Raw genomic sequence first — 20,953 nt, forward strand, 5'->3', positions numbered from 1 at the left:
ATGGCATGTGCCCCAGTCCCGCTGCAGGATGGATCGATGACCGGCACCCCCTTGCGCTGCCACCTGCTGATCGGCCCGCCCGGCAGTGGCAAAACCACCCTGGCGCACCAGTTGGCGCCCCTGCTGCAGGGGGCCGATGGCGGCCCGGGCCTGGTGCTCTCCACCGATTTGATCCGCGAGGAGCTGTTCGGCGATGCTGCCGTGCAGGGCCCCTGGGATGAGATCCGCACCGTGCTGCTGCAACGCCTGCAGACCGAGGTGGCGGCAGGCCGGCCGGTGATCATCGACGCCACCCACGCCCGCCGGCCCTGGCGGCTGCTCTACACCCAGCAGCTGCAATTGCCTCAGCCGGTCGAGTGGATCGGCTGGTGGCTCACCACACCCCTTGAGCAATGCAAGGCCTGGGCGTTGCGGCGTGATCGACCCGTGCCCGAGGCGGTGATCGAGGAGTTCCACGCCAGCCTCAACAACCGCTTCTTTCGGCCGGATCGGGCCGAGGGCTTTGCGGCGATCGTGACTCTCAACCCCGGCGGCGGAGAAGGCAGCGATGACGATCTGCGTGGGCGTTTAGCAGCCCTGGATGGCCGCATCCGCAATGCCCTCAACCGCCAGCGTGCTGTTACCCCCCAGCTGCACCGCTATTCACGCCTGCTGGATCTGGAGCGGCTGTTGTTTCTGCTCCGCCTGCTCACCAGTTTCAACGGCCTGGACGACAGCGATCCAGGCACGGCGGCCGAGCTGCTCAAGATCTGCAACCCACTGCCTCAGGGCGATGTGGCCGAACGCGCCGCTGCCTACCTCGGCAGCTGGAGCGAGGTGCACGGAGGCAACAGCGAGTGCTACGCCGATGCCACGGCCATCCGCGGCGACCTGGCCTGGCTGGAGGCCAATGGCTTCACGGGCCTCGACTGGCAGAGCGACCAGCCGATCGAGCTGGGCAGCGGCGGCCCCCCAGACGGGAGCAAAGTCAACGGCGGCCAGCCCGCCCTGGCGAGCCAGGAGGTGTTCCGGCGGGTGTTCACCCTGCTGCGCCACGTGCTCAAGTATCCATTCGATGCTCCAGAAGCCGCATCAGATCGGGAGCCATCGGAGCCGGAGACATCCGCCCCTGCTCCACCCAGGGCAAAGCGGGCCAAACGGGCCAACACGGAATTCGGCCCCTTCTACCGCCATCTGATCGACAACCTCCAGGAGATCGAGGGGAGCTACCGCCCCGACCAGGAAGCGGCTCTCCGCCATGACATCGAGCACGTTCTGACCCCCTACGGCTTCCTGCCCGCCGTGAAGGGCAAAGGTCGCCCCCACAGTCGCCGCCAGGGTTACGCGATCGGCACGGCGCTGCTGTCGGCCGATCAACTGCTGCAGGTGCACGCCCAGCTCAAGGCCTCTCAGGATCGCCTCAGTGATCAATCGCAGAAGCCTCTGCTGCTCACCCTTGAGGAGCGCCTCCAACGCGCTGGCATCCTCAGCGCTGATGGAACCCCCGACCGGCTGCGCCAGCCCCGGCGGGCCCTGGCGCACCGCTCATACACGGAAGAAAAGCCCGGCACTCTCTCCAGCCTGGAGCTGTCTCCCCGGGTGGAGCGGGCGATCCGCGACCGCCGCCGGGTGTGGTTGCGCCATACACCTGACGTGGTGGATGAAGAGCAGCGGAAACGAGGCGATGACGGCAGTTTCCGTGCCTGGCCCCTGCAGCTGATTTTTCACAACATCAGCTGGTATCTGGCCTTTGAAACCTCCCCGATCGGCGGCGACGGCCTCGGCCTGATCCGCGTGCTGCGCCTCGATCGGCTGGTGCTGACGAAAGAGGATGGCAACATCCGCCGCAACAGCGAGCAGGAGCACGCCCATGCCCTGGAGCGACTGGAGCGGCTGATGGACGTCTGCGGTGGCGTTTATTTCGGCGAGTCCATCGAGGACCAGCTGGCGGTGATGGCGCCTGCGCTGGGCCGCAGTGTCAAACCGCCATATCAGGTGCTGCGTTTTTCATGCACTGCCTGGGTGTTCAATCTGATCCGGGAAACACCACGGCGGTATCCGCTGGAGCACATCGCTTTCTCCAAGGCTATCCAGGGTGATGGCATCAAGGATCCGGGAACACGATGCATCCTCACCCCCAATCCTGCCGGTGACAGCCGTCCCTATCCCGTGGAATTCCGCCTACCCCATTGGACCGTTGCACACGACTGGGACCTGCACAACTGGCTGTTCCGCTGGGGCGCTGGCATCCGCATCGAGCAACCCATCGCCCTGCGAGAGAAACAGCTGCAGCAGGCACAAGAAGTGGTGGATCTGTATGGGCAGATGCCCTGATCCACCACCATCCACGCCTCAGCTCTAGAAGCAGTATTTGTTAAGCACGTAGAGCACCTCGTTTGGCTTGTCCTCCATCCAGAAGGCCTCTCGCTCGAGTGCTCTGAGGTTGCGACCGAATCGATCGACCTGCCTGAGATCACGCTCGCGAGATGCCGTTAGCACCATGGCGGAAGAGTTGATGCCAAAAGCGCTAATGGTTCGAAAGCCTCGCTTGCAGGCCTGAGCAACATGAACCGATTCATGCAGGATCGTTTCATTGATATGGCGCGCTGAATCCCCAAAACGAAGGATCCGGGATGTGCAGATTGTCAACTCACGCTTGTGGGTGTCGAAAAAACCATAGATATCCATTTTGTTGCAAACGGAGCCGTTCTCAACGATTCGCACCTTCTGCTGCACCAGCTGACGAACCTCCATCGCAACGGGGGTCAGATAGGCGACATAGTCCATAGTGTTGGCTGAACTCGACTGGATCAGGCCATCACAATCGAAACAGGCAGAATGCGTGAGGGGTGACGTGCGAACGACGCTCAATTGAGTCATTCAAACCTTCTCGCTCAGCAGCCCGAGATCGCCTCATCCAGCCCATCGATCACCGCCATCAGAAAGGGCAGATCCAGGGTGTCGATCGTGTCGCTGGGCTTGTGGTAATTCGGGTTCCGCATAAACGAGGTGTCGGTCACCATCATGGCGTTGTAGCCCGCATCCCAGAAGGGGCTGTGGTCGCTGAGGCGCACATCCGGCAGGGCACGGCCCTTGAAGGGCACAGGCAGCACCTTGGTTTTCACATGGGCTCCCATGCCAGCGCTGAGACCTGGCAGCAGGGCCGCAGCGCCGGTGTTGGCCACCAGGGCGATGAAGTCGCCGCGGTTGCCATACACGGCCTTCATGGCAGCCAGCGGGTAGCTCTGCTGCTCGGCGGTGTAGCCGAGCATCTCCAGGCTCAGCATCAGGTGCAGCCGCTGGCCCTGCTGACGCAGTTCAGCAGCCAGGGCCGAGCTGCCCACCATGCCCCACTCCTCCTGATCAAACGCCACCAACCAGATCGGCCGCCGTGGTGGCGTCATTGACCATCGGCGGGCCAGCTCCAGCAGCGCCGCCACGCCGGTGGCGTTGTCATCGGCGCCGGGAGAGCCCAATGGTCCGTCGTAGTGGGCGGCCACCAGCACCGGCGCCAGCTCGGTCCGCTGCCCAGGCAGTTTGAGGATCAGATTCACGCCCGCATCCGCTCCTTCCCCGAAGCGGTGCTGCTCCACCGAGCCATGCACCGCCAGCTGCTCGAGCAGATAGCTGCGCACCGTCATCAGGCCCAGTTCATCCCAGCGGGCATGGCGCGGACGCACCACCTGCTGGAGATCAGCGAGTAGCCGCTGCCGGAAGGTTTCCTGCTCTGACATCACGGGCACTGGCTGTTGCTGTGATCCTGAGGCGAGAAGAGTACTGATGGGGGAATTGACCTGCGATCGACGGCTGGTCGTTCGCAGCAGCACAGAAGCCATCCAGCTGCGTTGGATTGAGCCTGGAGGTCACAGCCATTGCCCCATGAAGTTGGCACGCGCCCCAGTCCCACTACTGATCGCCGCTTTGCTGGCCATGCCAGCTGGGGTCAATGGTCAGGTGGTCAGCGACTTCCCGGTCTGCACCAACTACCGCGAGCGCTATCAAGGCGGTGGCTACGACAACGATGGCAATTACGTGCCTGGCTTTGTCATGACCGAGCGCTTCAACATCGACTGCGGCACTGCAACCAATGGCGCTGGCTCCTACAGGCGCTACCAGGGCAATCCCCTCAACCCCAGCTGCAACCCAACACGCACGATCCTGGCGGGCACGCTGGGGGCGGGCATCGGTGCGGCCTTCAAGCGCTCAGCCAGGCGTTACACCGTGCCGATCGGCGCCGCTTTGTTCGGCCTGGCCTACAGCTGCTGAGCCTGGTGCGTGGTTTACGGCCCAAGGGCACCCACAGGCACCACCACGACCCCATCGGCACGGGGGTAGCCGTACCCCTTTCCGCAGATCACGGCCAGAAATGCGGGTGAGCCAGAGCGCTGGCTATCGATCTGCTCTGAGAAGCGCTTGAGGTTGGCGGCGGCCTGCTCCACCTGGCCCTCGCCGAGCTTGATCTCGATCGCGCCCCAGCGCCCATCTCGCAGCTGCACGATCGCATCCACCTCCACGCCGTAGTCATCGCGGTAGTGCAACACCTCCCCGTCTAGAGGTTGGCTGAGCACGCGCAAATCGCGGATCACCAGCGATTCGAACAACAGCCCGAACCACTCGAAATCGTGCAGCAATCGCTCCGGTGCAGCCCCGGTGGCGGCCAACGCCAGCGATGGGTCAACGAAATGACGCTTTGGGGCTTTGCGCAGTCGTGCTCTGGAGCGCAGATGGGGAGCCCAGGCGGGCTGATCTTCGATCACCATTAGCCGCTCCAACGCCTGCAGGTAGTCGGTCACGGTGCGCTCGTCCAGGGGGCCATCAGCACCACCTGCATCGGCGGCCAGCGTTGCGAGTTTCGCCTCAGTGGCGCAATGGCGGCCCAGGGAGCGCAACAGGGCCCCGACCCGCGCTGGATCACGGCGTCGATCATCCACCCGGCTGATGTCAACCTGCCGCACCTGCTCGAGATAATCGCGGGCGGCCCGGCTGGCGGCCTTCAGGGGCCGGCCCTGCTGCGCAGGCCAGCCGCCTCGGGCTATCAGCGCCGTGAGGTCCTGCACACTCATCCCTGGATCCGCAACGGCCTGCACCTCGCCAGCAAAGAGTTGCCACAATGACACAGCGCCATTTGACACTCCGGATTCGAACAGGCTCATGGGCCGCATGCGCAGGAACCCGAAGCGGCCGGCGCCGGTGTGGCGGCTGGCATCGTCTGCCGGCACCGCTGAGCCGGTGAGCAGAAACTGGCCGGGCTGATCCGAGGCATCGACGGCCCTGCGCACCTGATTCCAGAGCTCGGGTGCCACCTGCCACTCATCCAGCAGTCGCGGCCTTGCTCCTTCCAGCACCAGCCTCGGCTCCACCGCGAGGACCTGCCGCGCCGCTTGATCGATGTCGAGCAGCACGCTGGAGGCGGCTTGCTGCGAGGCCGTCATCGTCTTGCCGCAGGCCTTGGGCCCTTCGATCACCACCGCACCGGCAGATTCCAGGAGCTCCCGCAGCTCGCCATCCACGATCCGGGGGCTATAGGCCGGCACTCAGGGTCATCGATGCGGGAAACGCCGAAATCCTAATGCGGACATTGCAGAGCTTCTAATGGTGCTTTTGCTGGCGCAGTGATGCGGCTTTTGCTGACCCGGTGCTCGGTCTTGCTCTCTGGAAAAAAGCTCGTGATTCGCAGGAGCCTTGGCCCTCCCGCCCCATCCCACCACGAGGATCCGACCAACAGCGCGATCCGACCTTGCTCTTCTCCAACCCCGAGGCCCAAAGCCTGCTGGCCAACCGCCACCGCCGCACCCCCTGCGTGCTGCTGCTCGACAACTCCGGCTCGATGGCAGGCGAGAAGATCAGCCGCCTCAATGCCGGCGTTCGCACCTTCCGCGATGACATCCTGCGCAACCCGATGGCCGCCCAGAGCGTGGAGCTGTGCGTGATCAGCTTCGGGCCGGTGCAGGTGCAGAGCGAATTCACCCTGCTGCGCGAGATGCCGGCGCTGCACCTCAGCGCCGATGGCGTCACCCCGCTCAAGGAAGCGCTGGAACTGGCGATGCTCAAGGTCACCAAGCGCAAGCAGAGCTACCGCGACCACGGCATCAGCTACTACCGCCCCTGGATCTTCCTGCTCACCGATGGCGAGCCCACCGACAACAACGGTGGTTTCTCCACCAACTACCGCCAGTTGATCCAGCCCCTGGAGCTGGCGGCCCAGGAGCGCAAGTTCACCCTGTTCACCGTGGGTGTGGGGGTGAACGAGGAGGGGCGAGAGGTGCTCAACGCGCTCAGCCGGCCCTTCGGGGGGCGCTGCCTCGATCTCGACAACCTCAAGTTTGAGGAGATGTTCCTGTGGCTCTCGGGCAGCCTCAGCCGCGTCTCCCAGTCCAGCCCCGGCGAGCGGGTGCAGCTGGTGGATCCCGCAATCGGCGATGAGGTCTACGACGGCTGGGTGCTGTGAATTCCCTGCCCCCAGCCGCCCCACCCCGAGTGGTGGGCGCTCGCAAGCGCGGCGAGGGCCACGCCGCCCGTCAGGAGCCCTGCTGCGATGCGCTTTGGCTCCCGCCATCCAACCCACGGCTGGGTGGATTCGTGATCTGCGATGGGGCCGGCGGCACCCCAGCGGTGGCGCGCTCTGCCCAGCTCTCGGCCCGCGCCGGCTGGCAGGCACTGCTGCTGCTGCGCCGCCAGCTGGCTCGCCCGGCCCGCAGAGCCCACCACCAGAGCCAGGTGCATCTGCAGCACTGTTTTGTGCAGGCCTTCTGGCACGGCCGCCGGCCCGGACCGATCGCAGATCACACCCTGCTGGCCTGCCTGTGGGACCGGCAGCGGCTGCTGATCGCCCAGGTGGGCGACACCACCCTGTTGCTGCGCCGGCAGGGCCGCTGGCAACTGCCGCTGCCGCCGGCGCGGGGCGAATACGCCAACGAGACCACCTTCCTGCGGCCCACCACCCCGGCCAGCGCCGTAGGCCTGTGGTGGGCGCCAGCCCAGCAGATTGAGGCGGTGATCGGCTTCTCCGATGGTCTGGAGGCCGCGTTCCTGCAGGAGCAGCAGCCCAATGGCCCGCTGGCCGACCTGGTGCTCCAGGCGCACCGGCAGCACCTGGGCTGGCGGGGTTATCCAACCTGGCTGGCCAACTCCCTGGCCGATCCGGCCCTCGCTGCCCTCAGCGATGACGACCGCACCCTGGTGGTAGCGGCGCGATGAGCCAACGGGCGTTCATCACAGGCGATGGCCGCAGCGTGGTGTTGCCGGCTGGCCGCACCGGCCGCATCGGCGCCGGTGGCCAGGGCCAGGTGTATCTCACGCAGCTCGGCGGCCAGCCGATCGCCGTGAAGCTCTGCCGCCAGCTCGAGGAGGCGCGGCTGATCGCCTTGCAGCGCCTGGAGCCAACCTGCGGCACCATCGCCACCCTGCCCCAACAACGGATCTACCACTGCCGCGATGGTCAGCGCGGGGCACTGGCGGGCTACGCCATGCGCTACGTGGAGAGCAAGCGCAGCGTCTCAGCTGCGCGGCTCTTCAACTTCGAGGAGATCGCCGGCCTGCAGCGTTTCACCTGGAAGGACGCGGTGCTGGCGGCCCTGCGGCTGGCCGAATCGGTAGCGCAGCTGCATCGCTATGGGCTGGTGATCGGCGACCTCAATCCTGAGAACGTGCTGTTTGAACAGCAGGGCCAGGCGGCCGGCACCAGCACCTGGCGAGCGGTGATTCTCGATAGCGACAGCTTTCAGATCGCCAGCAGCGCTGAGCGCTTCCACTGCCCGGTCAGCCGGCCGCCCTACACCGCCCCGGAGCTGATCGGTGCCGACTTTGCGACCACCTGGCGCGATGCCAGCAGCGATGCCTACGCCCTGGCGGTGATCGTCTACCTGCTGCTGCTGCACGACCACCCTTACGACAACGCGCTGCTGCAGGCGGAGCCCGAGCTGGAGGTGACGGCCCGGATCCGCCGCGGGCTTTATCCCCATGCCGCCATGCCGGCAGCGGGCCTGCGGCCTGGGCCCTACCGGCCGGCACCAGCGGCGATCAGCGAGGCGATGGATGCCGCCTTCCGGCGCAGCTTCTGCTGTGAACCGGCTCTGCGGCCCACTGCTGCGGAGTGGATGCTGCTGCTGCGGGATCTGCACAGTCAGGTGGTGGCCTGCAGTCGCAATCCGCGGCACCAGCACGTGGCGGGCCGCGACTGCCTGTGGTGCGCGGTGGAGCAGCGCATCGGCACCCCGATCAGCCGTTACAGCCCTGCCCCAACCAGCGCCAAGCCGCTGGCCACGCAGCAGACACCAGAGCAATCGAGTCAGCCAGCCCCGGCAGACCCCCAGGGCAATGGGCTGGAGGCCCTGCGCGATCAGCTGCGGCTGGCGCGCGACCTGGTGGAACGCCGGGCTGTGCTGGTTGAGCAGCTGCTGCAGCTTGAGCCGGTGCTGGTTGAAATTGCGGAGCGTTGCAGCAGCCCGGAGCAGCTAGTGGATGAGCAGGCCGTACTGGAGCGGCTGAGCGGGCTGCGCAATCGCATCAGTCGCTGGCTGGGGCACCGCCAGAAGGTGGAAGCCCGCCAGCGGCTCGCCGATCAACTGCTTGAACTGGCCACCAGCAGCGCCGCGAGCACCCTGCAGCAAAGTCGAGAGCTGGAGCAACAGCGCCACCAACTGCTGAGCCGGCTGGCTGGCAGTTGCACAGCGCAGCTGGCTGCACGCCTGCCCCTGCAGGATCCCGAGCGCACCGCCACGGCCCTCTGGCGGCAGGCTGCCAACCACCGACAGCAGCGCTGGTTGCAGCAGCAGTTGGCACAGCAGCCGCTGCGCTCCTGGCGCATGGAGGGCTTTGGCGATGGGCGCATGGCGCTGCTGGAGCGCCATGGATTGGAGCGGGGCGACCAGCTGCTCGAGCGGATTGACCAGCTCACCAGCCTGGCTGGTATCGGCCGGGGCCTCCAGCAGCGTCTCCGTCAGCAGTTGGAGAACGAAATCCAGACCCTGCAGGCACACATGCCTGAGCACGTCGCATCGCCTCAGATCGCGTCTTCTCTGCCTGACCTGCTGGGGCCGGAGACGCTCGCATTGATCGACACGCAGCAATCGCTGATCGATGCGTTGCAGGCCGATGCAGGCGCCCTGGCGATCCGTTGCCGGGATCTCAACGCGCAGATCACCAGCAGCTACCAGCAGCGCGATGCGCTGCAGCAGTCCTTCAACAAGCTCTTCTGAGATCCGTCGTTCGCGCGAGAGTGATCAACCTGCCGATGGATTGCGCCGATGCTGTTGCCATCGCGATCGGAGGTGACATGAGCATGCCCAGTGATTCCGCCGGCCGGGGCCGTTACCGCTACCAGGGCGGCAAGCCGGTTGATCCCAATGCCGGTGTTCATCCGGAGATGGCCGCTGATCAGGCCGATGCGCCGGTTGGCGCTGGCATCCCCAGCACCCCACAGGAGTTGATCGCCATGCAGGAGAACAAGCCCGAGCGGCCGGAGAAGCCCGAGCGCCAGCAGAGCGCCAAGGTGAAGGAGGTGCTGGATCTGCTCGAGAAGCTGGACACCAGCGCTGCAGAAGATCAACAGATCGCACTGGCCCTGGTGCGCAAGCTGGAGACCTTCCACGACGAGGTGGTGGACGAGATGAAGGGCGACGCTGACGCCAAGCACACCCAGATTGTCAGCTGGGCTGTCGATGCGGACAGGCTCTACAGGTCCCGGATGTTGCTCGAGAGTGTGGATCTGGAGTGATGGGTCAGCTCTACGCCACGGCCGGCCTGCGCCATCTGGCCCAGCGGCGACGGCTGGGCTGGCTGGCTCAGCAATTGCCCCAGCCGCACGCCGATGGTGCCGGGCTGTTGCGGCGGCTGGCCGCCAGTGGCGATGGTCTGCCGTTGGAGACGCTTGGGGCAGCGAACGCGCAGGCACTGCTTCTGCGGAACTGGGCCACCGACTCGGCGCCGTCAGGGGGGCGCTCGGCGCTGCCGTTTGCGTTTGTGGAAGCGATCAACCTGGAGCTGAGCTACAGCTGCAACTTGGCCTGCAGCCATTGCCTGCAGGAGCCACTGCGGCCCAAGGGCGCGTCCACCTGGTTGGATGTCGCCACCGTTCGCCCACTGCTGGAGCAGGCCCAGGCCCTGCAGTTGCTGCGCCGCGGACTGAATCTCACCGGTGGTGAAGTGATCGCAACAGCCAGCCCCGTGCTGGAACTGTTGGCACTGGCGCAGCAGCTGAACATCCCCACCCGGATGAACACCAACGCCTGGTGGGGGCTGCAACAGCAGATCCGAGTCGGCGATCACTCCTTTGCCGATGACGCCGCCTTGGTGGGAGCGCTGCAGCAACGTGGCCTTGGCAGGCTGGCCCTCAGCCTGGATGATCGCTACCAGCAATATCCGCAGCTGCTGGAGCGGGTGATCCGGGTAGGCACCCTCTGCCAGCTCGCGGGCCAGGCCATCGAAGTTGTGGCGACCGACGCCGAGCCAACCCTCCTGAAGCGTGTGCAGCGCCAGCTGCCTGCGGCCTTGATCACGCCCATGGAACAGGTGGACATTGGGGCTGCCCAACCGGTGCAGCAACGCCCCATAAGACGCGGCAATGTGGCACGACTGGCGGCGTTGTCGCACTGCGCAACGGCAGGTTTTTACCGGCCCAGGTATCTGCATGTGACACCGGATGGGGGAGTCCGCAGCTGCCTCTATGCGCCAGGCGGTGGCTGGCTGGGCAACCTCCACCATCAGAGTTTGATCGAGATCTTGAACGCCGCCGCCGCCAACACCGTGGTCCAGCTCTTTGACAGTGGCGAACTGGAAGCGTTTGTGGCTGAGCACCTGACCCCTTGGCGCCACATCTACCGCGGTCTTGACCATGGCTGCACAGCAGCAGCCTTGATTGCGCGACTGGCAGAACGGCTGAGCATGCAGCAACAAAATGCGGACCGGCCTCTCCATCCAGAGCAGCTCGAGCTGCTGCACCGGCGCCTGGCCAAAGAAATGGGCCTTGAGGCTGCGATGAAGGCTTGATCAATCTGGTCTGAGGTGGGGCTACAGGCCCCTGCAATTAGCTGCCCGGGAGGCATTAAGCAACCCTTGAACTGTTTGGGGCTGCTTGGTGATGTCCTTGTTGGCCCGTGCGTCCTTGATGAATGTCCGAGCAAAGCCCTTGCCGACCTCACCATTGCGCTCAAGCTCGCAAACCGTGATTGCGATGCCTGCTCCGATCCCATACCAATACATATTGCGATCTCGAGCTGACAAGGACTGAGCCTGTCCTGGCAAGACAGCAACAAGCGCGCACCCAGCCAGGCACAGCAAGGATGCGTAAAACTCTTTCATCTCGTCAAAACCCATATTCGCTCAGGAAGACCAGGAACTCGTCTCGCTCAGAAACGCCGATGGCATCAACATTCTTGGCAGTGGCTTCGTCGTCATCATCACCGCGGAATCGAGCTCTGATCAGACGCGGAAAACATCCATGCCCGGACAGGAGATCTTCTAATGAACTGATCCATTCGATCTGCAGCAGTGACTTCAGGTTGTCGTTGAAAGCACTGATCGCTGCGGCGGAATCAGCCTCGAAGCGAAGTGCAATCTGACGCAGCTGATCGCGCAGCTCGATCCATTCGGCTTCCTCGTCAAATGTGGCAAAGCCAGCAGGGCTGAGATCGGTGACGAAGGACAGCACCGCAGAGAGCTCGTCGAACCACTGAAAGGCTCCGACTCCACCTCCGCAGGCGGGTGGGGCATCGCCCCAGGCGAACAGCCCCCAATTGAATTCGAGCGGATCGCGGGAGCTGCTCGTGGACATCGCTTCGTTAGCGAGATCCGTCAAAGCCTCGGGGTCCCAGTTCATCTGCAAGTTCCTTGAGGTGCTCAGCATGCCAGCTTCACTAGTTCCCATAACTGCTCTCGCGCGAACAACCGCCTATCGAGGGATGCAGAAATTGCATAAACAGCCGAATGAAGTCGTCGTTCGCGCCAGAGAGGCTGCGCCGATCGCTCTGGTCGGCGATGCTGAAAAGGTCTTGCACTCCCAGGCACGCCACATTTCATGCCGAACCGCCTGATCACCCCGTCCCAGCTCGCTTTGTTCAGCCGCAGCCCGGTGATCGGCGCCTGGTGGGAGGAGCTACACGCCCAGGGTTTGTTCAGGCAGCAGCGGCCAGCCACCACGCCGCTGGATGAGCTGCTGTTCAAACAGGGGCACAAACATGAGGAAGTCCTGCTGAAGCGATTGGAAGATGAAGGGAAGGACGTCTACCGCCAACAGCCATTGGACCCAGACGGTCCACCTCAAGAGCAGGACTACGCCAATACGCGTGCAGCCATGCAACAGGGACGGCAATACATCCATCAGGCGGCGCTGAAAAACAACGAAATCCGCGGCTGGGCCGACTTGCTGGAGCGAATCGAGCGACCTTCAAAGCTGGGCGATTGGAGCTACATCCCGATCGAATGCAAGCTCTCCAGTCACCCCAAGCCGATCTACCTGGTGCAGGCCTGCGCCTACTGCGAGCTGTTGGAGCTCATCCTCGGCGAGCGGCCCGAGCACTTCAAGCTTTACCTCGGAGGGCGTCGCTTCGAGCAGGGGGAGCATGGCTATCCCACGGCTCGCTTCTGGAGCTGGTACGAGCAGCTGCGCCAGCGCTACCGCGACTTCCGTGCTGCCTTTGATCCCAGCCAGGAACCAGATGATGCCCGGGGTGACCATGGGCTGTGGGAACCATTCATTGAGCAACGGCTCCAACAGAAGCGGGATCTGATCCTGGTCGCAGGTCTACGCGGTAGTCAGCGGGACAAGCTTAGGAACGCCGGCATTCACACCATCGAGCAGCTGGCCGCTCTGCCAGAGCAAGGCAGCGTGCCGGGAATGAACCACGACGTACTCAAACGCCTACGCGAGCAGGCTTGCATTCAACTTGAAACCCGAGAGAACGATGAACGGCCTGCATTCCGGGTGCGGCCCATTGACGAACAAGCGGGTGGCCTGGCTCTGCTGCCCGCTCCCGATGACGGTGACATCTGGTTCGACATGGAGGGCTACCCCGATCCGATCAAGGGCGAGAAGCTTGAATACCTCTTCGGTGCCTGCTATCGCGATCAAGCGGGTGACCTGCAGTTCAAGCCCTGGTGGGCACACACTATGGCGGACGAGAAGCAGGCCTTCGACAGCTTCATCCAGTGGGTTGAGCAACGCCGCCTGCAGCATCCCAACCTGCACGTTTATCACTACGCCAGCTACGAGAAAACGGCCCTCGGAAATTTGGCGGCCTTGCATCAAATCCATGAACCTTTGATGGACCAGTGGCGAGCTACGGGCGTGCTGGTGGATCTATACCCGATCGTGCGACGTGGTCTGCTGCTTGGGGCCGACAGCTATTCGATCAAGAAGGTGGAGCGCCTGTATCAGCCTCCCCGCGACGGCGATGTCGAAACCGCAGCGGATTCAGTGGTGCAGTACGCCGAATGGCTGCGCTCCGGTGAGCCCTCCATTGCCGGTGATCTTCCTCACGGCAGCCCGCGGCTACTGGCGATTGAACGTTACAATCGCGATGACTGCATCTCCACAGCCCGGCTACATGCTTTCCTGATTGAGAATCATCTACAACTTGGACTTGAGTTTCCATCATTTGATCGAAGAGATGGTGTTGCCGATGAATCTCAGCTAGAGGATGTGGTTGAGGAATCACCGCGAGCCAAGGCCAACCGAGAGGCGATTGAGGCACTGATGCGTGCCTCACAGATCCTGTTAGAGGAGTTACCCGTACAGCACCGCGACAAAACCTCTTCTATCCGTCCAGCCGACGAGAACAACAGGTTGCTTGCCCTCAGCGAAGCGGACGAGTCTGCTGGTCCACGGGGCATGAGCCTGCGCATCCAGCGGCTGTTAAGCCAGCTGCTGCCATTCCATCTGCGGGAGCGCAAAGTGGAGTGGTGGGACTTCTATGCGCGCTTGGAGCAGTCACCAGAGGAGCGCCTGGATGATCCCGAGGTGATCGTCGCTGCAAGGCTCGAGAGCGATGAGACCAGACAACTGCCGCGCAGCCGGCAGCGACTTCTGACTTACAGCTTCGCCTGCGATCAGCCGCTCAAGCTGAATGATGGCGCGGGCCTGTCGCTGTATCTCACTGAAGCGGAGATCCCACTCGCGGCAAAGCTGGACGAAGAGACTGGCACCGTGGTGCTGACGCTGCCCGACTCCATCCAACAGACGCGCCTGCAAAGCGGTCGCCCGGTGACGATTCCTGAGCAGACCGATTTAATTCTGTTTCCGCCCGATATCAGCCAACACCTCAGGCCCCACTTGGCAGTTCAGGCTCAGCGCTGGGTTGAGGGTAAGGACCTACCTGCAGCGATGCTGCATCTGCTGGAGCGGCGGCGGATGCCGGAGCTGGAGCCGATCAACGAGCGCACCCGCCACAATCCCGCCGGCACCGCTGCCGATCTGGCCGCCTTCTTTGCAGACGCCGATGGGGTGGCGCTGTCGCTGCAGGGTCCTCCGGGCACTGGCAAAACGACGGTCACCGCTGAGCTGATTGCCCGGCTGAGTGCCCAGGGGCAGCGCATCGCGGTGAGCTCCAACAGTCATCCAGCCATCAATCACCTGCTGAAGCAGTGCCAAAAGGCGGTGGATCGCCGTGGCGGCACAGCAATGGTGGTGAAGTGCACAGGAAGTTCAGCCCGACCAGACGACGAGAGTAACTTTGGCGGCACAGCCGTGAGCTGCGCTCTGCAGAAGCAACTGCGACCGGATATGGCCGTGGTGGGGGGAACCGCATATGTCTTCGCCAAACACGACGCCGACCCCTTCGATCTCTTGGTGATCGATGAAGCAGGCCAGGTGTCGCTGGCCAACCTGTTAGCAATGGCTCGCTGTGCCCGCAACATCCTGGTGGTGGGTGATCAGCAGCAACTCAGCCAGCCCACGCGCGCCGCTCATCCCGAGGACAGTGGCCTCAGCTGCCTTGACTACATGATGGCCGATCACGCTGTGGTGCCGGCAGACCGGGGCGTGTTCTTGGCTACCAGCTGGCGCATGCCACCAGCGCTCACCGCCGTGGTGTCGGAGCTGTTCTACGAGGAGCAGTTGCAGGCAACCTTCGCCAACGAGGCGAATCGAATCCTATGGAACGCCCAGCCGCAGGGTCTCATCTTCCAGCCAGTGGAACACAAGGGCAACAGCACAGGTAGCGACGAGGAAGTGGAGTACATCGCAAAGTTGGTGGACGAGCTACTCGGCAAGCCCTATCAGCGCTCTCAAATGCGCAACGGGAAGATGAGGACTGAAGACGACGACGTTCTTGGCCCCAGCGACATTCTAATTACCGCCCCCTACAACATTCAAGTGAATCGCCTCCAACGAATACTGGGAGATAGAGCCCGCGTCGGCACTGTCGATAAGTTTCAGGGGCAAGAGGCTCCGGTGGCGATCCATTCGCTGACGGCCAGCGATGCCGAATCCGCCCCCCGCGGCCTGGATTTCCTGCTGTCACCCAACCGTCTGAACGTGGCAATCAGCCGTGCCCAGTGTCTTTCGATCGTGGTGGGGTCACCAGAGCTCGCTACTGGCATCAGCACCAGCATTGCCAACGTGCAGCGACTCAATCGGCTATGTCGCCTGATGGCAGTAGGGCAGGGCGAGGAGCGTTGATCGATGACCAACACAATTGGACTGTTTGTGCACTATCGGCCTGTGGTGTTGGCTCTGCCGGCTGGGGGTTGCAAGGCCGTAGCCACCTACTTGGGCTATTCCACCCTGCAGGAGCTCCAGTCGGACTTGGCGGCGGCCAACCTGCTTTACCAACACCCTGAGCTTGGCAATGCCGTCACCAACTTACTGAGTGTTGAACCAGCCGAATCCACACTCGGCGGTGTTCTGCACCAGTCTCTGATGCGTATGGACACGATCACGCAACGGCCGCAGATCTTCCGCTGGAATCTCGATGCACAGATCGTGATAGAGCCGATCAGCCTCAAGTTGGAAGAGTCCGAAGGCGCTGAACTGCTGGTGCTGGACCTGCGAATGCGCTCTAAGGAAGCCCTACTGGCTGGGGCCCATTGCCCGACTGCCCTAATCAATAAGCTCAAGGAGCAGGGCAATCTCTGGTGGGCCTACGGCAAGGGCGAAGAAATGGATGGACGCGAGTACAACAGCATGGAGCCGGCGGAACAGGAAGCCTGGGCCCAGATCCTGAAGGAGATGGATCTGCCTGGCATCCAGCCCGTGGATCTAGTGAAGGCACTCGATGAGTTCGCAGATTGTGCCATTGACTTCCGCTACAGCGAGGCCTTCCTGCAGTCGATGGCAAGCAGCCTTTCTATGCCGCTGGAGTACCTCGAGGCCTGGCAGGCGGAAGGCGATGGGGTGATCGTGGACGTTGGCGACGACAAGGTTCAGGGGTTCTGTTGAGGCAAGAAACCAGAAGACAAAATGACACTGACAAATCAACTCATGCCACAACGTTTGCTTGAACTCCGCAAGCTTCTCAATGAAGCGGCCCATGCCTACTACGTGCTCGATGCTCCACAGATGGAGGACGCGGTCTATGACCGCCTCTATCGCGAACTGCTGGAGCTGGAGGAGCAATACCCGGAGCTGATCACAGCCGACAGCCCCAGCCAGCGGGTAGGCGGCGCCCCCAGTGATGGCTTCACCTCGGTGGAGCACCGCATCGCGATGCTCAGCCTCGACAACGCCTTCAACGACGAGGAGATCGAGCGCTGGCATCGCCGCCTGCTGCGAGAACTGGATCTGGAGGAAGGCACCGATCTCCCAATGGTGTGTGAGCTCAAGATCGACGGCAATGCCCTGGCGCTCAGCTACGAGAACGGCGTTCTCGTAAGGGCCGCAACTCGTGGCGATGGCGCCAGGGGAGAGGAGATCACCACCAATGTGCGCACGATTCAAACGGTGCCGCTGCGGCTGCAGTTCGAGAACCCACCCGAATGGGTGGAAGTGCGAGGGGAGGCCTTCATCCCCGACGACACCTTCGCGCGGATCAACAAGGAGCGAGAGGCCAACGAAGAGCCCCTGTTTGCCAATCCCCGCAATGCCTGCGCCGGCACCCTCAGGCAACTGGATTCCAAGGTGGTCGCCGCCCGGCGGCTGGATTTCTTCGCCTACACCCTGCACTTGCCTGATGGCACCGAGGCACCTGCCAGCCAGTGGCAGTCACTGCAATGGCTAAAGCAAGCTGGATTCCGGGTGAATCCCAATGCTCGGCTCTGCGCCGACCTGGCCGCCGTGCAGAGCTTTGCGAGCGAATGGGAGCAGCAACGCCATGGACTTCTCTATGCCACCGATGGCGTGGTGGTGAAGCTTGATGCGTTGGAGCTGCAGCAACGCGCCGGCTTCAATGCCAAGGCACCACGCTGGGCGGTGGCCTTCAAGTACGCCCCAGAAGAAGCACCCAGCCGCTTGCTGCGGGTGGTGGCCCAGGTGGGCCGCACGGGAGTGGTCACTCCCGTGGCGGAATTCGAAGCCGTGCCCCTGGCCGGCACCACCGTGAGCCGGGCCACGCTCCATAACGCCGACCGCATCGCCGAGCTTGACCTGCGCCAAGGCGACACGATCGTGGTGCGCAAAGCCGGCGAGATCATTCCCGAGGTGGTGCGGGTGCTGCCGGAGCTGCGACCTGCGGGAGCCGTAGCCGTGCAGCTGCCGGATCACTGCCCTGCTTGCAACTCCGAACTGGTGCGGGCCGTTGAAGAAGCCGCCACCCGCTGCATCAACAACTCCTGCCCGGCCCAGCTCAAGGGGGCGATCCGCCAGTGGGTGAGCCGGGCCGCCATGGATGTGGACGGCCTGGGCACCCGCACCATTGCCCTGCTGGCGGAACGCGGCCTGGTCAACACGTTGAGCGATCTCTACCGCCTCGAAGAAGCCACCCTGGCCTCGCTGGATGGAATGGGCAAACGCTCCGCTGCCAAGCTGGTGCAGGCCCTGGAGGCATCGCGCCAACAACCCTGGCATCGATTGCTGTTTGCTCTTGGCATCCGCAATATCGGCCCGGTAAACGCCAAAGTCCTGGCAGCAGCGTTCCCTTCCGCTGCAGCCTTGAGCCATGCCGCCTTGAAAGATCCCGATGCTCTGCTGGCCACCTATGGAATTGGGCCAGAGATCGCCGATGCCCTCAGCGAATGGTTCGGCAATGGCACCAACCAAATTCTGCTGCAGCAGTTGGAAGAGATGGGCTTCTGTCTGCAGGCTCCGGAGGCAATTGCTGGCGACGCGTCGGGCGATGGGGACAGCCCAAAACCCTTAGCGGGCAAAACGTTTGTACTGACAGGCACGCTTCCAACCATGAAGCGCGGTAAGGCTCAGGAGTTGATCGAAGCCGCAGGAGGCAAGGTCAGTGGTTCGGTGAGCAAAAAAACCAACTATGTGGTGGCGGGTAGCGATTCTGGCAGCAAACTCACTAAGGCAGAACAGCTAGGCGTGGCCACCTTGGATGAGCCGGGCCTGCTAAACCTTTTGAACCAATCACTGTAGGCACCAGAAGGCTAGCTGCCTAAACACACCCAAAACCCCACCACTTTGCTGATGTTGAAACTCATTAAAACTGCGGGGATCGGAGCCCTTGATCAAAGACCAAAACCGACCAACAAAAATCTAGTCATAAATAGACATGATTAAATCTATAGCCTCTCAGGATCTAGCTCAATATCTTGCCGCTATGAGAATTCCCTCACTCAACAGCAGGCTCTACAGGGAAGCTGAAGCTCCAAGCGCAGCGCCTAATCACCTACGGGAGCTTTGCCCAGATAAAGAAACCAATCGTTCTGTAACTTGCAAATACCACTCATGAAAGAGTACTAATAAGCTTTATGGAGGCATACTACTCCGCCAAGGGAATTACTCTTTACCATGGCAGATACGAGAAAATACTGTCATCTCTGCGCTTCGATGCGATTGTAACCGACCCACCCTATCCGGGTCATTTTGAAGCTGAATACAAGTATTATGACGGAATCTTAAAGCCGCTTGCAGCAATAGAGTGCCCGCAAGCAATTTTCTGGACCCCCTCAGCCGTCTTCCCGCTCGACTGGCAGGGGCTTCATGTCTGGGATAAGGCAACAGGAAGTAATACGCAATTTGAGCTAATCTATTTCCGCGGAAAGAGGTCGGGCTATAAGGTTCATAGATTTATGTCTCCACATAATCCGCTCAGGGCTAAGATATGCGGGGATATGTGGACTCCTCATCCAAGTCAGAAGCCGGTTCAACTCATGCAACAGCTGGTTGATGTGATGAGGGACGCCAGAGTTGTCTGCGATCCATTCTCTGGCAGTGGCTCGACCCTGGTGGCGTGCAAAGCCATGGGCAAGAAAGCGATTGGGATTGAGATGAATAAACTCCATTGCGATCTGATAATTGAAAGACTTGAAGAATGCGCTTGATTGCTTATCAAGGAAGGTGAAATAGTGCTCGATCGATGCCTGCAGGAGTTATGACTATGCTTTCTCCATGGCCGGCATGAGGATTCAGGACTTGGAGGTGATTAGCTATCTTGCATTATCACCTTGCGAAAGCATATATGTCCTTGCAGCAATCAAAGAAGTTGAGAGCACAAAGAACTCTTCATGCCTTCATCAGCGCTTTAGCCAGGCATGTTTTGCGGCCAGTTTTTCGGAGGTTTCTGCCGATATCATTCGCACGTAAGCGAGATGGCCACGTGCGACAGATTCTGCGTCTTTGCCGATTTCTGCTGACACCACCTCTAGACCCTGAGAGCTGCACCGGTGCAGGAAGGCTCGCACACGCCGCAGATCCTTGCGGGTCAACCCCACATCGTGATTCACCAGTAGTCCGGTAACGGTTTGGCGGTTGGGTGCCCGCATCACACGGGTTTTTTGTTCATTCACTACGAACCCTTCATCGCGGATGACTGCGCTGATGCCGCGGATCAGTCGATGAGGTGAGCCCGTCTCCTGGTTGGTGGAGAACACGAGATCATCGGCATAGCGTGTGTACACCCATCCAGATTTATTGGTATAGCCCTGGATGCGGCGATCCAGACTGCGGCTCACCAAGTTGGCCAGCGACGGTGAAGTGCAGGCCCCCTGCGGCAGTGCCCTCTCCCCCACTGGCACCACATGGCTTTGATCGTCGAGGCTCAGCAGCACCCGTGGACTATCCGTGCAGAGCAGGGACAGCACCGTGGCCACTCCTGGGTTATAGCCGAATGACTCAAAAAGCCCGCGCACCCTGGCAAAGGTTATGGTTGGAAAGAAATCCTTCAGGTCAAGGCGCACAACAAACCGCATTCCCGCATGCAGACGTGCGTTGTCGACGATCGACACTCCGCGCCGGTAGGCCATGGCGGCTGGATGCAGCGGTTGGTTATGCAGGATGGTGCTTTGCACCCATTGCTGCGCATGCTGCAGATATGGCCTGGGCCTGGAGATCAGCCGGTTGCCACCAGATCGCTTGGGAATGGTGAAGCGAATGTAGTGATCCACATGGCTGTCGCCTCGCTCGTACACCAGCCATTGCAGCTGTTGAGGTTCAAGGCTCAGGGCAGATGCGATGTCGCTGAAGCTGTGCAGCTGGGGCAGACCCAGCTGGTTAAGCATGTCGTCGTTGCCGCCGTTGTAGTGGAGTCGGTTAGAAACCCCGCGACCAAGAAACGTGGGTTCTTCCCGGCGCTGGCGAAGGATTGCCTCCTCTCGCACCAGTCGCTCAGCCTCCTTCCGGGCTCGCCGCTGATTTCTTTGCTCCTTCACTCGCGCGATGCGCCGGCTGCGGATGGCGGCTAGTGCTGCCTCAACCGTGCCGAGAGATTTGATTTCGAGGGATGTTGCGGTCAGTTCAGTAGTGGCTTCGGCCAACTCAGCGAGGGCACTCTGATAGGTCTTAATGCTCAGGCCGTTGGTGCTGAGGTGCTTCTGGAGATCGTCGGCTTCAAGATAGCCGAGGCGCACCATCTCTTCGACTTCAAATGCATTTTTGCCTACCTCTTCAATCCGCTTGCGCCAGCGGGGATCAAGAACTCCATCAGTGTTCGCCATC

17 protein-coding genes are annotated in these 20,953 nt (G+C 62.2%); 11 read left to right on the top strand and 6 right to left on the bottom strand.

The window, feature by feature from the left end:
- The first annotated feature begins 36 nt into the window (after positions 1 to 36).
- Positions 37 to 2,313: an AAA family ATPase gene (locus KBY70_RS11545; protein WP_254988586.1), complete on the top strand. Its 2,277-nt coding sequence runs from the start codon at positions 37 to 39 to the stop codon at positions 2,311 to 2,313.
- A 24-nt stretch (positions 2,314 to 2,337) separates the two neighbouring features.
- On the opposite strand, the gene KBY70_RS11550 is transcribed toward KBY70_RS11545, so the two are convergent.
- The gene (locus tag KBY70_RS11550; protein WP_254988587.1) at positions 2,338 to 2,859 is read right to left on the bottom strand and encodes a hypothetical protein; all 522 of its coding nucleotides are present in this window, start codon (positions 2,857 to 2,859) and stop codon (positions 2,338 to 2,340) included.
- A gap of 14 nt (positions 2,860 to 2,873) precedes the next feature.
- A complete protein-coding gene (locus KBY70_RS11555; RefSeq protein ID WP_094560592.1) occupies positions 2,874 to 3,713 on the bottom strand; it encodes a M20/M25/M40 family metallo-hydrolase in 840 nt (279 codons plus the stop codon).
- A gap of 145 nt (positions 3,714 to 3,858) precedes the next feature.
- Between KBY70_RS11555 and KBY70_RS11560 the strand changes: the two genes are divergently transcribed.
- The gene (locus tag KBY70_RS11560; RefSeq protein WP_254988588.1) at positions 3,859 to 4,245 is read left to right on the top strand and encodes a hypothetical protein; all 387 of its coding nucleotides are present in this window, start codon (positions 3,859 to 3,861) and stop codon (positions 4,243 to 4,245) included.
- Between the two features lie 14 nt (positions 4,246 to 4,259).
- Here the strand turns inward: KBY70_RS11560 and KBY70_RS11565 are convergent, their stop codons facing one another.
- Complete coding sequence (locus tag KBY70_RS11565; RefSeq protein ID WP_254988589.1) at positions 4,260 to 5,513, bottom strand: ATP-binding protein; 1,254 nt, start codon at positions 5,511 to 5,513, stop codon at positions 4,260 to 4,262.
- Between the two features lie 203 nt (positions 5,514 to 5,716).
- On the opposite strand from KBY70_RS11565, the gene KBY70_RS11570 reads away from it, so the two are divergent.
- From KBY70_RS11570 to KBY70_RS11590, 5 genes are read left to right on the top strand one after another with little or no spacing between them, the layout of a single operon-like run.
- Complete coding sequence (locus KBY70_RS11570) at positions 5,717 to 6,427, top strand: vWA domain-containing protein (protein ID WP_254988590.1); 711 nt, start codon at positions 5,717 to 5,719, stop codon at positions 6,425 to 6,427.
- Positions 6,424 to 7,176, top strand: coding sequence for a protein phosphatase 2C domain-containing protein (locus KBY70_RS11575; RefSeq protein WP_254988591.1), 753 nt, complete (start codon positions 6,424 to 6,426; stop codon positions 7,174 to 7,176). The genes KBY70_RS11570 and KBY70_RS11575 overlap by 4 nt, the downstream gene beginning before the upstream one ends.
- Positions 7,173 to 9,176, top strand: coding sequence for a protein kinase domain-containing protein (locus KBY70_RS11580; RefSeq protein WP_254988592.1), 2,004 nt, complete (start codon positions 7,173 to 7,175; stop codon positions 9,174 to 9,176). Before KBY70_RS11575 ends, KBY70_RS11580 begins: the two co-directional genes overlap by 4 nt.
- 35 nt (positions 9,177 to 9,211) lie before the next feature.
- On the top strand, positions 9,212 to 9,694 hold the full coding sequence (locus tag KBY70_RS11585) for a hypothetical protein (protein ID WP_254988593.1): 483 nt from the start codon (positions 9,212 to 9,214) through the stop codon (positions 9,692 to 9,694).
- Positions 9,694 to 10,965: a hypothetical protein gene (locus tag KBY70_RS11590; RefSeq protein WP_254988594.1), complete on the top strand. Its 1,272-nt coding sequence runs from the start codon at positions 9,694 to 9,696 to the stop codon at positions 10,963 to 10,965. Before KBY70_RS11585 ends, KBY70_RS11590 begins: the two co-directional genes overlap by 1 nt.
- Before the next feature lie 21 nt (positions 10,966 to 10,986).
- Here KBY70_RS11590 and KBY70_RS11595 read toward each other — a convergent pair whose 3' ends face one another.
- Together KBY70_RS11595 and KBY70_RS11600 are read right to left on the bottom strand one after the other, a co-directional pair.
- Positions 10,987 to 11,292, bottom strand: coding sequence for a hypothetical protein (locus KBY70_RS11595; RefSeq protein ID WP_254988595.1), 306 nt, complete (start codon positions 11,290 to 11,292; stop codon positions 10,987 to 10,989).
- Entirely contained in the window at positions 11,282 to 11,821 is a 540-nt protein-coding gene (locus KBY70_RS11600; RefSeq protein WP_143592879.1) for a hypothetical protein, read from the bottom strand. Before KBY70_RS11600 ends, KBY70_RS11595 begins: the two co-directional genes overlap by 11 nt.
- Positions 11,822 to 11,992: 171 nt before the next feature.
- Between KBY70_RS11600 and KBY70_RS11605 the strand changes: the two genes are divergently transcribed.
- The 4 genes from KBY70_RS11605 (at position 11,993) to KBY70_RS11620 (ending at position 19,341) form a co-directional block, all read left to right on the top strand.
- Positions 11,993 to 15,592: a TM0106 family RecB-like putative nuclease gene (locus KBY70_RS11605; protein ID WP_094560612.1), complete on the top strand. Its 3,600-nt coding sequence runs from the start codon at positions 11,993 to 11,995 to the stop codon at positions 15,590 to 15,592.
- Between the two features lie 126 nt (positions 15,593 to 15,718).
- A complete protein-coding gene (locus KBY70_RS11610; RefSeq protein ID WP_254988596.1) occupies positions 15,719 to 16,351 on the top strand; it encodes a hypothetical protein in 633 nt (210 codons plus the stop codon).
- A gap of 42 nt (positions 16,352 to 16,393) precedes the next feature.
- On the top strand, positions 16,394 to 18,433 hold the full coding sequence (gene ligA, locus KBY70_RS11615; RefSeq protein ID WP_254988597.1) for an NAD-dependent DNA ligase LigA: 2,040 nt from the start codon (positions 16,394 to 16,396) through the stop codon (positions 18,431 to 18,433).
- Positions 18,434 to 18,768: 335 nt separating this feature from the next.
- On the top strand, positions 18,769 to 19,341 hold the full coding sequence (locus tag KBY70_RS11620; RefSeq protein WP_254988598.1) for a DNA methyltransferase: 573 nt from the start codon (positions 18,769 to 18,771) through the stop codon (positions 19,339 to 19,341).
- A gap of 192 nt (positions 19,342 to 19,533) precedes the next feature.
- Here the strand turns inward: KBY70_RS11620 and KBY70_RS11625 are convergent, their stop codons facing one another.
- The gene (locus KBY70_RS11625) at positions 19,534 to 20,952 is read right to left on the bottom strand and encodes a reverse transcriptase domain-containing protein (RefSeq protein WP_254988599.1); all 1,419 of its coding nucleotides are present in this window, start codon (positions 20,950 to 20,952) and stop codon (positions 19,534 to 19,536) included.
- Position 20,953 lies beyond the last annotated feature (1 nt).

Origin of the sequence: Cyanobium sp. ATX 6E8 (assembly GCF_024346335.1) — a bacterium.
Taxonomy (GTDB): Bacteria; Cyanobacteriota; Cyanobacteriia; order PCC-6307; family Cyanobiaceae; genus Cyanobium_A.